Annotated in this window: 6 protein-coding genes and 3 pseudogenes; all 9 read right to left on the bottom strand. The window is 48.8% G+C overall.

The genetic code is table 11. The annotated features are described in order from the left end of the window. Window positions 1-18: 18 nt before the first annotated feature. Complete coding sequence (locus tag KUA49_RS04265; RefSeq protein ID WP_022120874.1) at window positions 19-375, bottom strand: P-II family nitrogen regulator; 357 nt, start codon at window positions 373-375, stop codon at window positions 19-21. 306 nt (window positions 376-681) lie between these two features. Continuing rightward, a pseudogene (locus KUA49_RS04260) lies at window positions 682-1,716 on the bottom strand (cyclically-permuted mutarotase family protein); the annotation flags it as partial. Window positions 1,717-1,845: 129 nt separating this feature from the next. Then, window positions 1,846-3,903, bottom strand: a pseudogene (locus KUA49_RS04255) (GDSL-type esterase/lipase family protein); the annotation flags it as partial. Between the two features lie 90 nt (window positions 3,904-3,993). Continuing rightward, window positions 3,994-5,817: a family 20 glycosylhydrolase gene (locus KUA49_RS04250; RefSeq protein WP_256624860.1), complete on the bottom strand. Its 1,824-nt coding sequence runs from the start codon at window positions 5,815-5,817 to the stop codon at window positions 3,994-3,996. Window positions 5,818-6,015: 198 nt separating this feature from the next. Then, window positions 6,016-6,252 (bottom strand): annotated as a pseudogene (locus KUA49_RS04245) (RagB/SusD family nutrient uptake outer membrane protein); the annotation flags it as partial. Window positions 6,253-6,299: 47 nt separating this feature from the next. Then, a complete protein-coding gene (locus KUA49_RS04240) occupies window positions 6,300-8,102 on the bottom strand; it encodes a RagB/SusD family nutrient uptake outer membrane protein (RefSeq protein ID WP_218412936.1) in 1,803 nt (600 codons plus the stop codon). A 38-nt stretch (window positions 8,103-8,140) separates the two neighbouring features. Further along, window positions 8,141-11,524 (bottom strand): SusC/RagA family TonB-linked outer membrane protein, encoded by a 3,384-nt coding sequence (locus KUA49_RS04235; RefSeq protein ID WP_218412937.1) that lies wholly within the window; start codon window positions 11,522-11,524, stop codon window positions 8,141-8,143. A 39-nt stretch (window positions 11,525-11,563) separates the two neighbouring features. Further along, window positions 11,564-11,959 carry a fibronectin type III domain-containing protein gene (locus KUA49_RS04230; RefSeq protein ID WP_218412938.1) on the bottom strand — a complete coding sequence of 132 codons (396 nt, stop codon included), beginning with the start codon at window positions 11,957-11,959 and terminating at the stop codon, window positions 11,564-11,566. 31 nt (window positions 11,960-11,990) lie between these two features. Beyond that, window positions 11,991-13,268 (bottom strand): sialidase family protein, encoded by a 1,278-nt coding sequence (locus tag KUA49_RS04225; RefSeq protein ID WP_218412939.1) that lies wholly within the window; start codon window positions 13,266-13,268, stop codon window positions 11,991-11,993. Window positions 13,269-13,281: the final 13 nt, after the last annotated feature.

Below are 13,281 nucleotides of genomic sequence, written 5' to 3'. Positions count from 1 at the left end.
CCTTCCATCCCGCAATCGTTATTTCTCCTGCTCAGCATTATAAAGTGCGATGTCGCCTCTTTCACCTGTGCGGATTCTCACGGTATCCTCTACAGGAATTACAAAGATTCGACCATCACCAATCTCGCCTGTGCGGGCAGCCTCCTGGATGGCATTAATTGTTTTCTCCACGTTCTTGTCGCGAACCACGATGTTCAACAACACGCGCTCAATACTGCTGGTATCATACATGACACCACGATAGATACGCGCCTGTCGCATCTTGCCCTCGCCTCTTACATCGTAGTAAGAGAACCACTCGATGTCGGCGGCAAGCAATGCTTCCTTTACATCCTCGAACTTTGTCTTGCGGATGATTGCTTCAATCTTTTTCATGTCAATCTCTCCTATTATTAAAATTACATTTTGTTTGATTTCGAGTGCAAAGTTACGACTTTTTGCTTAAATAAAAGCAATATTTCTTTCTTTTTGTTCTTACTATTTTTATTTGCTTACTATTTGACAAACTAAAAAGAAACTAAAAATACAAAATGAAAGAAAATAACTAATTTTAGCTTTCATTTTGCTACAAGATACCAGATAAAAGAAAAACGCATGTGATTCAAGGCGCAGGATAAAAGAAAAGGACCTGTATGGACAGATGCCTCGCCAGGCACTGAAACCATACAGGTCGAATCATTATTAACGTAAATCTACCTTCACAATACCAGGCGAACGAAGCCCAGGCTTCAGTTCACCACCTATATAATATAAGGTATGTCCACGCATAACTACTTGGGCCCCCGCTCTAGCAAGCAGCGAACTTTCAGGGAATGGAGTTTCCCACTTCCCAGAGTTTAAACTATAAACTAACAAATTATCATTAAACTTATACCACGAAATATCTTTCTTCAGATAATCCTCCTTCGCCACCATGGAATAGGTTCCGCTGATGGCATCCCAGAAGATTTCCTTGTTCACACCTCCGGCGCATACGATGGCGGGATTGCCCGATGGACTTACCGCCAGCATGGCTGTGGCTCCCGTAAGGGTAAGTTCATCGCCCTTGGCATTGCGTGGGGCAGGAAGCGATGTCCAGCTCTTGCTCTCAGGATGATAGCACAAGCCCGATGTGGCTACCAGGCTCGACTTGCCTTTCTCGTAGAAGCCGCCCCATACATAAAGCTCGCCACGATAGGCAGCACACACTGGCTGAACCCTCGGCTCGCCTATCAGCTCCGTTTCATGCTGCCAGGCTGAAGCCAGCTTCTTTGCCGCATCTTTCTTACTTGCCCCGTTTTTCCACGCTGCATCCTTGCCTATTTCCAGGCTCAGAACGGCAGCCGATGGTCTGCCATCCTGATTGCCTCCCACCACGAAAAGGCGGGTATCAGAGAGGCAGACGCCCATGTTATCTACCGAACGTGGCAGCAATGGCAGCGATTTCAAAACCAGTTTGCCACTCTCCCTGTCCAGGTGGAGGCTCAGCACGCTGCGCAACTTCTGCTCATTGTTGCAGCCGCCCACCAGAATCAGACTGTCGCCCGAGGTTACCGTGCCGCCATAGGCTGCAGGCTCAGGCAGATGGCCTATCAGTTGCCAATCCGGGGTTTCGTCTGAATTGCCCCCCACCTTCGCAGCATAAATGCCCGAATAATACTTCTTCTTTCCAGGCTCAGGGAAATTACACCCACCGGCTACTACCATGTAGTCGCCGATGAAACCACCATAGCAAGCTGATACACCCAGGTCATACCCAGCCTCCCCTGCAGGGAAGCCGGATATGGTTTTGATGTTAGAATACTGTTTTTTAGGATCTGATTTCATTGTACAACAACTATTTATGATTGTAATGATAGAATCTGTATCTCCACGGAAGGTAGAAGCCGGAAGCCCATCGCTGTTCACCAGATTGGCTCGGGTAAACGGCTGCCAGGCGTATCTTACGAATCTCGGGTACTTGACTTCCGGAGATGTCAATCTCACCTGGTCGCCCTCTATCTTCACCTGTGCCGGATAAAACAGCCCCTCTTCTGCGGCTATCTCGAAGCAGCGAGGCGATTGCCCATCCGATGTGCGGAGTCCATCGCCATAGGCGAAGGATACCACCAGGGTATTGCCTTCTCTTTCCACCTTATTATATATAGGGCCTGATGGGGTTACACCGTGACCATAGGTCTGGTTCAATGCCCAGCGACCCAGGCGCTCGCCCACAGGCTGCTTATTCGTTGGATGCACATCAAGAGAGTCACCATAATCAGAAGATACCGCCATTCCGGTATTTGGAATTGACTTCATCAATCGGAGCTGACTATCTCTGAACCAAGTCCAGGAAGGACGGTTCAAACTAGACAGCTGCACGAAATAGAACGGCATCTGTGGATTCTTCCAGTTGCCTCGCCAGCTGTCTACCAGCAGGCGGAAGAGCTGACTGTGGGCATCCATATTGTGCGCATTCGATTCGCCCTGATACCAGATGACACCCTTGATAGGATACTGCTGCAGAGGCAGGATGCCGCTCTCGTAGAGATAGCATGGTTCATAAGGGTGACGGCCCAGATGGGTGGCATCGTTGGTGAGGTTCTTGGCTGCTCTACCTCGCACCCAATCCTGGATAAAGTCGTTCTGCAACCAGTTGCGCAGGATGGCAGGGAACTGGGTTTCCAAGGTGTTTCTATCTACCCAAGCCTCGGTAGGCGCACCGCCGATGGCATTGCATATCAGTCCCACTGGCACCTTCAAACTATCGCGCAGCATCTTGCCGTAGTAATAAGCCACGGCTGAGAACTGGGCTGCCGTCTCGGGGGTAGCCCCCTGCCAAGTGGTATTCCTGTAATACTGCAGATGGTTCAGCGAATCCAGACAGGATGCCGGCCATGCCACATCATAGGTTTCCCAGCGACCCTTCATGTCAAAGAGGCGCAGGTCGGGGTCGTTCGCCTGGGCGATGTCACGCTTGCCGGTGGAAGCCTGGTTGAGTCGGAACGCCATGTTCGACTGGCCTGAGCACAGCCACACTTCGCCCACTGCCACATGGTGGTATTCCTTCTTCTGCTTGCCCGCCTGGATGGTGAGCGTATAGTCGGTGCCCACAGGCAGCGGCTGCAGCACTACGCTCCATTCGCCCCGGTTGTTGGCAACGGCAGAAGCCTTCTGTCCGGCAATGCTCACCGTTACCTGGTCGCCCGTGTTGGCGATGCCATGAATATCCAGCGACTGGTTGCGCTGCAGCACCATGTGGTCTGTATAGAGAGAGGACATCTGGAGTCCGCCATAGTTTCCGGTGATGCCGCCATAAACGGTTTTTGCCAGGATGCCTGCCCCTTCCGGGTTGGGATGGATGGCATCCGGCAACAGGTTAGGATAAGGATAGAGCGGCGCATGAAAATCGATGAGTTCTGCCCCACTCACCCGAGCCACCACCTTGATGGCTTCCTGTATCTCATCGTGCCACTGCTTGGTGCCCGAAATGAATCGGGGATGGCGATGGGCTATCGGCGTCATGCAAGCCAGGATAAAGCGTACCTTGGGATTGGCAGAACGCAGAGAGTCCATCAGCGAGAGATAATCCTTTACGAATTCGTCTCGATAGTTAGGCCAGTTTCTCGGGTCGGTATCGTTGATGCCCAGGTGGATGACGGCGATGTCGCCCTTGAAGGCCATCGCCTGCTTGTATTCCTGCTGCTTCATATACGGACGGTGGCCGTGGTTCAGCAGGGTGGCACCCGGCTTTCCGAAGTTGCCTACCAGATATTTGTCGCCCAGCATTTTCTGCAGTTGTACGGGATAGGAGAAATGCTCTCTATCCTCGATTCCCGTGCCATAGGTGATACTGTTGCCCACGCAAGCCACCTTGATTTTCTGCACAGTTTTCTTTCGGGCAGCCCCAACAGAGAGGGAGCCCGTGAGGAGCATCGACAGCATCAAAGCCGTCAACACTCCCTTTGGATTCATTAATTTATCATACAACATAACCTATATAAATATAACCAATTATAACCTTCTAATTCGATATTACTCGTCGAGGATAGCAGCCGTGAACATCCACTTTACGAGGCGGGTCTCCTTAGAGGAGAACTTGCCTACAGGAAGCTTCAGCATCAGCTTGTTCCATCCCTTCTTCAGGGTGATATCTATCGCCGGACGAGACATGTAATTCTCATTCTTCAACGTAATCTCGTTAGAGCGCTCGGTGTTCGTGTTTTCCCATACAGGAGGCATGATTTCCTGACCATTGAGCCATGCACGGCTGCACTTGTAATCCCAGGTGCCCTGACGGGGAGCCAGGTCGCTCTCAGAACGGCTGTAGTTCTGGAACTCCAGCGCCAGCTTCGCCTTTCTTTCCTTAGGAGAATAAATCCAGCGGGTGGCGTAAGCGGTGTGGTTCTCCTGCGGATTGGCATAGAAGCCGGGAACCAGCGTGCCCCATACATGGCGCAGATAGATGCCGTTGCCGATGATCTTGCGGGTCTTGTAAGTCTTGCCCTCATACTGATAGACGGAATCTTCCTGCTGCTCGGGTGGGAACACCTTGGTCAAGTCGCCTCCGTTAGGGAAGGCATCGGTAATCTTCCACTCGCTCTGGGTCTGGCAAACGTATGGGAAGGGAACCTCCTTCAGCCAGGTCTTCTTCTGCCACAGCAGGCGGTGTTCAAATTCCCTGAATGCAGCCAACTGCTCAGGCTCGTCTTCCCACAGCAGGGTGCCCTTGCCATCAAAATAGCAGTTGCCGCCTCCACGCCAGGCACGTTCTGCTAGGGTGAGCATATAAGGATAGAAATTATTCTCAGCCAGCAGCTGAGAGGTATTGTCTATGAAGCGGTCGTTCCAGAAGGCTACAATGCAGCCAGCCAGATCGTCGCTGCCCTCAGGCTGGTTGTAGATGCGGCTGTTGAACATCGCCACCAGGTCGGCGTAGGTATCGAAATGGTTGGCGTAGTGGTAGCGGCAGTCGATGGCAGGGATGCCCTTCTGTGCCTTTCCACGATAGCTCCAGAGCTGCGTCATGTCGATTTCACCCGGCTTGTAGTTCCAGCCAGGGTTATAGGAGATGACCTTCTTGCCCTTGTCGCGAATGTATTTCACCATCATCGGAACGAAATCCGAATTGGTAAACTGAACCTCGTCGGTTCCTATATGGAGATAAGGCACATCAAACGTAGCGCATACCTCATCGATGATGTCTTTCAGAATCTGCGTGCCCTTCTCGCTCTGCATATCGGTCTTGAAGGTACGCTCAAAGGCAGCACTGTGGCCCGGCATATCGATTTCCGGAATCAGGAGCACCTGGTGCTGCTTGCAGAATTCCACCAGCTGACGAGCCTCATCCAGGGTATAGAACTTACCCTTCTCACGCTCCATGTTTTCAGGCGCATTGAGCTGCGGATATTTCCTGCATTCCAGTCGCCAAGCCTGGTTTTCGGTGAGATGCCAGTGGAAGACATTGATCTTGTATCTGCTGAGGAGACTGATTTCACGCTTCAGTTCCTCTACAGGAATGTAGCTTCTGCCCACATCGTGCATGAAGCCACGGATGCGGAAGGCAGGCCAGTCGGTGATGTCACACTGTGGCACCCAAGTCTTTTTGTTTTTAGTGTATTTCAATTGTTCTAGTGTCTGCCGTCCCCAATACATACCCTTAGGAGTAGTAGCCTCCAGAATGATCTTCTTAGGAGTAATAGACAGATGGTAAGCCTCCTCTTGAAATTTCGCTCCATCAATTTGGGCTACAATTCTTTCTTCTACCGCCATTTTGGCGTTAACCTGTTTGCCATTGAAGCTGTACTTCTGCGGCAGAGGCAACAATGAAGATGGATGATTGGCACTAATGCCAGCCATACACCAAAATACAGATAACAAAAATAGAAAGAAACGATTCATAATTAGGTTGAATTAAATGGATGAAATCATATCAATGATAGAGAGAAGAGCTGCATACCGAAAAAGGTATAAAGGAGAGGGGATTTGACTCCCCTCTACCTTTTTATATATAATCAAACAAGATGATGTGCCTTTAAGGCATTACCATTTTCTGTCTTATCTTTCATAACCAGGAGTCTGGTGCAACTTGCTATTCAAGCCAAGTGTATTCTCGTCGATAGGCCACAACAATTTGCTTGCCTGAGCAGAGGTATATTTGGTAACATACTCAGCACCCATCAGTCGGAGGTCGTACCAACGCTTGCCCTCGAAAAGGAACTCGCGGCATCTCTCCTTCAACACAGCCTCAATGACATTTGCATCGCTGCCTACGAAAGAGTTGTTGGCATAGAAAGAAGCGTCTTTTATTTATATTCCTATTTTACTTTTATGCAGGCTTCTTAGTAGCCTGGGTTCTGCTGGTCAGCCAATTCCGCGTCTGAACCCAACAAGCCCTTGTCGAGAGGCCAGAGGAGCAGGTGCTCATCCTGGGTTGTTCCATTCAGTACAGGAACATTTGTCTCTATAAGGTTGCCGTTGATGTCAACCATCCATGGATTTTTGGCTGTGTCAAGACCGAAGCCGAGACATCCCTCTGGCTGGAATACGAAGTGATCCTTCTGCGAACCACCCTTAACGGTGGTCAGACGACGGAGGTTCCACCAGCGCTGGCCCTCAGCTACGAACTCCTTGTCCCACTCACGCATCAGAGCGGTCTCGTTGGCCTTGAAGTCGCCTGCCTTGTAGCCATAAACGTTCTCATCCCAGTTGCTGCCATAAGCACGCTCGCGCACCTTGTTGATGTACTTCATCATGGCTGTGTTGTCGCCAGCATAGTTGGCACATTCAGCGGCATACAGATAAGCCATAGCCAAACGATAGATAGGCATGTCAACAACCATTGTGTAGTATGTGCTGCCGTTAGGTATTGATGGACGGAACTTGCAAACGAATGTACCAGCCAACTTATGCTTGCCGTCCTTCGGGTCGAAGTTCTCAAGATACTTAACATTGTTGTCACGCTCCTCCTTAGTGAGATTCCACTGCGGATAGAACATATTCACACGTGAGTCTTTCTCGTCAAACTGATAGTAGAGTGAGTTCTTGTAAGTGTAACGGCAAGGACCAAACTTAGTCTTGTCCCAAATCTCTATATTAGCCGACTTGCCAGTCTCCTTATCATACCACTGACCAAAGCGGTTGGCTACACCCTTAACATGTCCCCAGCCTTCCTGGTCCATATTGCTCCAATAGTTGAGGTATGAGGTACCAGTTGTACTTGCCCAAAGCAACATATATGGAGGATTGGTGTAGTAAACACCGTCGTTCTCGCTGCTATAGCACACGCTGAATATCGACTCCTTGTTATGAGGCTTTGTCCACACGCTGTAGAAATCATCCTGCAACTCGAAACCATAGTTGTTTATCACGTTGTTGAAGTAGGTGGCAGCTGTAGCCACATCAGCAGGATTAGCCTGATGGTCGTCTGTGTCAACCTTACCCGACCAAAGATAAACCTCACCGGCAAGCATCTCTGTGGCAGCCTTTGTCCAGTAGTAGTCCTTGCTTGCGCTCTTATATACATAGTCGGTCTGAGCGAAGTACTCCAACGACTTCTGTATGTCATCCTTTATCTGCTTCAATGTCTGTTCAGCAGTACTTCTACCCTTGTAGAGCAGAGTTGCCTCATAGTTGCCAAGAATCACATCAGGCTCGATGCGCAATACTACGCCGCCATACATACGATACATTTGGAAATAGTAGAAAGCACGATAGCCGTATGCCATACCGAGCAATCCGTTCTTCACCTTGTCGCTGAGCACGTTGGTATTGTTGCAACGATAGATAAGCTCGTTGATATTAGCAATGAAGCCGTAGTAGCCACCGAAAGTGCTGAACTGCGGATGGTCGGCATCATAAAGGTTCTGTATAGGCTCACTATTTATAATACCTGAGCCGTCGATTGTTGCCATCTCGAACACTCCCGAACGCAACTCACCTGCATTGAACAACACGTTAGAAGCACCAGCGGAACGGAAATGATTTGAAATGGCAGTGATGAATCCTTCAAACTCAGTCTGGCTTCCCCAGAAATTGTTGGCGCTGAAGTTGTCGATAGGCTTATAGTCGAGATTGCAAGATGTGGTCAACATGCTTGCTCCCGTCATAAGGCCAATTGCCAATGTCTTTATATATTTGTTCATATCTTTATCAATATTTAAATATAGTGTATAACCATTGTTTAGAATTTGACATTAAGTCCGAAGAGCAGTGTACGCGGCACGTTATATGTACCACCATTACCAGCTGTGTTACCGTTTGTATAAGTGGTGTGGTCTGGCAATGGGATTGTGCACGACTTGATGTAACCCAAATTCTGTCCTGTAACAGATACTGTCACACCCTGACAAGCCAACTTCTCACAGATGCTCTTTGGCAGAGCGTATGAGAGCTGCAACTCGCGGCAAGCCAAATAGCTACCGTTCTGTGTAAAGAACGAGTTGGTACGGATGTAGTTGTCAGTACCGAACTGCGAAGCCCATACCACGCGAGGATACTTGGCACCGGGGTTGTCTGGTGTCCATGTGTTGCGTACGTCGTCGTTGAATGCCATTGCACCCTGGCCCTCGCCAAGCCAGAAGGCTATGTTAGAGTCATACACCTGGAAGTCGAAGCCCATATCGAAGCGTGCATAGAGCGACAGACCCTTCCATGTCAATGTGGTGTTGAAACCACCTGTCCACTTCGGAGTAAGGTTACCGAGCACCTTGCGGTCCTTTGACTCAACCCAGTTATCGCCGTTGCGATCCTCATAGATGAAGTCACCAGGCATAAGCTGCACAATGTTCTTGTAGCCTGCAGCCAAAAGACGCTGACGACCAGCCTCATTGGCATATACTCCAGCACCATTGGTTGTACCTGTATCAACATAATCACCAAGAGCATCAATATCAGCCTGCGAACGTGCCATCTTAACAACGCCGTAACCTACGAAGCTGCCCGGAGTCTGACCTTCCTGATAGCCGCCTACATAGTGGGTCTCGTTGCCATTGCCTGTGTACACCTCTGAACCGCCCTGACGGTTGTTCTTCAAACCGTTCTCAGGCAACTTCACGATGGTGTTCTTGTTGTAGGTGATGTTGGCATTCAATGTCCACTGGAAATCACGTGTGCGCAACAATGTTCCCTGGAAGTCAAGCTCAACACCTGCATTGCGATACTGTCCGTTGTTATATGTGACGGTAGAGAAGCCGGTTGTTCGTGGCAACGACAGAGCTGAATACTTGTCCATTGTCAGACGGTTGTAGTAAGTCATACCGAGGTTGAAACGGTTGTTGAGAAAACCGAGGTCAAGACCTACTTCAGCTGTACGTGTCTTCTCCCACTTCAAGTTCGGGTTAGGCAGTGTGCTTATGCGGTAGCCATACGCACCGTCATACTTGTAGGCACTATATGCACCCTGAAGAGTGTAGTAGCCAAGGTATGAGCTGTTGATAGTGGCGTTCATACCGTAAGAAGCACGCAACTTACCATAGGTGATGATGTTCTCCAAACCAAGTTTGTTCCAGAAGTTCTCCTTGCTGAACACCCAACCGCCTGACACACCAGGGAATGTACCCCACTTGTTATTAACCAGTCGTGAGTAACCGTCGGCACGGAATGTAGCAGCAAAGAGATACTTGTCCATATAGTCGTACTCTGCACGGCCGAAATATGACATGATAGCCTCTTCGTTGTGCCACGAACTCATACTGCGTGACTGAACATCAGCATCGTTCTGAGTAAGACCAAGGCCTGGGAAGTAGCCTGTAGGAGCATTATAACCACTTGCGTTGAATCCACGATAGCGACGCTTGTAGAACTCGGTACCTGCCATAACGTTTACAGTATGCTTCTCAGCGAACACACGGTTGAAGTTAGCTACAAGGTTGTAAGTCTGGTCGAAATAACGTAAGAACTGAGCACTTGTATCATAGCTACGGCTCACGCCATTGTTGCCGTCAGGATTTACAGCACCAGCCTGACTTGTGATGTACTTGTGGTTGAACGACTCATCATACTGCTCGTTGTAGAACCAGCTCATAGTACCCTTCAATGTAAGTCCTGGCAAAAGCGTAGCGGTAAGCGACTGTGTCATAGAGAACTTGTCGCTCTGATAGTCACGGTCGAAGTTGCCCTTGTTTACGTTGACGTTGATTGTAGGATTATTTGTACCATACAATTCGTTGCCATCCTCATCACGATAACGTACAAACTTGTAAGCCATAGCACGGTTCATGAAGTATGTAGTGCTAAGAGAAGGATCGTCATTCAGCCAGTTGGCACGGGTGTAGTTGAACACTGAGTTCGACTCCAACCACTTTGTAATCTTATAGCTGCCTGTCAACGCAAAGTTATAGCGCTTGTAGAATGTGCCCTTGATGAAACCATCGGCATCATACAGACCAAGGCTGGCGTAGTAGCGGCCACGGTCGTTGCCACCCGAGATGCTTGCATTATAGTCCTGAGTAATGTAAGGAGAACGTCCGTTAACTTCCAGCGGGTCGATGTTGCGATAGAGTATGTAGTTGTCGCTTACAGGGTCAAGCATCTCGCTCCATCCTTTTTGCAAGAGATAAGCGTTGTCGTCGGTCTTGCGCAGAATGTTGTACGACTGTCCCTGCGACAACTCTGTACGGCCAATACCACCGGGAGTATTTGTACCATAAAGGTTTGAGTTATAGTTGGCTGCATACTTACCGCCAGGCAATGTCCATTCACAGTTCTGTGTAGCAAGACGATAATAATAGAGGTAATCCTCGTCCGAGCACATATTATAGCCAAGGTTGTAATAGTTCAAGCCCACCTTGGCGTTGAATGTCACATTAGCCTTGCCACTCTTACCCTGCTTTGTGGTAATCATAATAACACCATTACCAGCACGGGCACCATAAAGAGCAGTGGCACCAGCATCCTTCATCACGTCCATCGACTCGATGTCGTTGGGGTTGATATCAGACAATGAACTACGGATTACGCCGTCTACAATAATAAGAGGTTCGTTCGAACCACCGTCGTAGTTAGAACCACCACGGATGGTGATAGAAGGAGTTGCAGCAGGACTACCTGAAGTGATGTCCACCTTAACACCCGATACAGCACCAGCAAGAGCCTGGGCAGGGTTGGCGTTGGCACCTACAGTGAGGGTTTTCTCACTAACCTTGGCGATAGAGTTGGTTACCTTGGTGCGCTTCTGAGCTACACCATAACCCATTACCACAACTTCGTCAAGTGCCTTGGCATCTTCCTTAAGAGTAATAGTCAACGGAGTGCCGTTGAACTTCACCTGCTGTGGAGTATATCCTATATAAGAAATTACGAGTGTTGATCCCTTTTCAACATTAGCAAGGGTAAATTTACCGTCAATGTCGGTGACGGTTCCAAGTTTTGTGCCTACGACACGTACGCTGGCACCAATAATGGTCTCGCCCGTATTATCGAGCACTACACCAGTGCAAGTAACACCAGCAGGGGGGGGTAATAAATTCACAACTGCTGGATTGCCGGCAGTTGTAGCAAATGTGCCGAGTGGAGATACAGTAACAGCTATCGCCACAAATCCGAGTTTAAAGTTAATATTTTTCATATTGCTCTGTTTACACATGTTTAGATTTTAATCACACCATTACTGGGCACTGGTGGTAAATTCCTTCCAGTAAATCTGCGCACTGCTGAAGCCACTCTTTGCACTTGGAATGGCCTGGGTAGAAATGACATACTGTGTGTTGGGTGTCAGACCGCTGAAAGTACACTTGCATGTACGATAGTCGAGCTTCTTCTCCTCAACCATGTCACCAACGTTGGCACGTGTACCCTTGTAGAGCTTAATTACGTAGCCATCGCAATTGTCATTAGGAACCAAAGTCCAAATAGGTGTCACCTCCGTAGCGGTGTACTGACATGAGTTGATAGCAACTGGGCCCATCACGCTCTCGTCTTCGTCACTGCACGAAACCAACATCATCGACGATACTGAAATACATAACAGCATCATCAAAAGGTGCTTGATTTTGATTTTCATAAGTAGTAAAATTATAATTAATTAGTTAATATTATTTATATCTATTATTTGTTATCTGCTCAATGCTCAGGTTATAGAATCGGATGTCGTAATAGTCATCTGTCTGTGTCTTCGGATTCTTAAAGGCATTCTCCTCCAAAAGAAAGTAGATGCTTCCATTCTTGCCCTGAACCATAGTTGAGTAAGCCGATGTAGTATTGCTCAGCTGATAGCAGCCTTCCCAGTTTTTGGCAATCGCCTCTGGAGTGGCATAATCAGCAGGAGTCTCCAATGCCTTGTAGTAGATACCTACGTTTGTACGACCTGGACCTACAGGAACACTCTGAAGTAACAGCTTCACCTTCTTGCCGTTTTTCTTGGCATCCACTATGAGGACCTCACCATTACAAGCGTTCTTATGGGCAGCAACACCTAGATTCTGGGCTTCAGAAGCTACTACCTTGCCCCAGGAACCTGTAGCTGTCTTCTCATCATCATAAGAATAGATATTGATGTAGCGTCCACCCATTGTACGGCTGCTGAGCAACACATTGCCGTCTGGCAACTCTTCAATCTTAGCTTCATCTCCACGAGGAGCAGCATCGGCTACATTCTTGCCCAAAACATTCCATGTCTGACCGAAATCGTCACTATAGAGAATGCGGTTACCGCTGCGGGTACACAACACGGTATATACACGATAGTACTTGCCTACCTTAATCTGCTTACTCTGGCAGATTCTACCACTGGTAAAGAAGGCTGATTCCACTTCTGGCATGAGATCGTAAATCTGCTTGGTCACTTCTTCGCCATACCATGTCTTGCCCTCGTCGTCGCTGTAGTATCTACCCATCATCAGGAGATGACCACGCTTAGACTCCCAGTAGCCGATGCCGCCCGATGCACACATCAGGAGAATTCTACCGCTCTCCTTATCTACTACGACAGCCGCATCGCCATGAGCGCAGTCGAAACTGGTAGCGATACCGTTTCCACCCTTTGCCACCATCTGCTCAGGAGAACTCCAGGTAGCACCCTTGTCCATACTGGTCTTCATCACAATGTCGAGATGACGGCCGCCACCAATATCCTGATTGTGGTAACGATGATCGGTAAACGCAATCAACTTTCCCGACTTACACTCTACGATGGCAGGAATGCGATACTGCGCTTCCCTGTTAGGGAAGACCGTAATACCGCCCTGTCGGTTAACAACCTGTGTCTCTGCAGCCACAGCCGGGATAGCAACAGCAACCTGTACTGTAGATAGCAAGGAAATACCCATTGTAGCGAGGCACAATGCCTTGCCTATGTTTGCTGAAAAAATCATATTTCTCATTTTT

The sequence above is a fragment of the Segatella copri genome, from assembly GCF_019249655.2.
In the GTDB taxonomy this organism is placed as follows: Bacteria; Bacteroidota; Bacteroidia; order Bacteroidales; family Bacteroidaceae; genus Prevotella.
The sequence above is the reverse complement of the archived record's forward strand: the minus strand, read 5'-3'. Positions and strand labels throughout refer to the sequence as shown.

Bases quoted from the DNA above. Each gene is read 5' to 3' on its own strand.
- KUA49_RS04235 (WP_218412937.1), bottom strand. From the start codon at position 11,524: ATGAAAAATATTAACTTTAAACTCGGATTTGTGGCGATAGCTGTTACT.
- KUA49_RS04265 (WP_022120874.1), bottom strand. From the start codon at position 375: ATGAAAAAGATTGAAGCAATCATCCGCAAGACAAAGTTCGAGGATGTA.
- KUA49_RS04240 (WP_218412936.1), bottom strand. From the start codon at position 8,102: ATGAACAAATATATAAAGACATTGGCAATTGGCCTTATGACGGGAGCA.
- KUA49_RS04250 (WP_256624860.1), bottom strand. From the start codon at position 5,817: ATGGCTGGCATTAGTGCCAATCATCCATCTTCATTGTTGCCTCTGCCG.
- KUA49_RS04230 (WP_218412938.1), bottom strand. From the start codon at position 11,959: ATGAAAATCAAAATCAAGCACCTTTTGATGATGCTGTTATGTATTTCA.
- KUA49_RS04225 (WP_218412939.1), bottom strand. From the start codon at position 13,268: ATGATTTTTTCAGCAAACATAGGCAAGGCATTGTGCCTCGCTACAATG.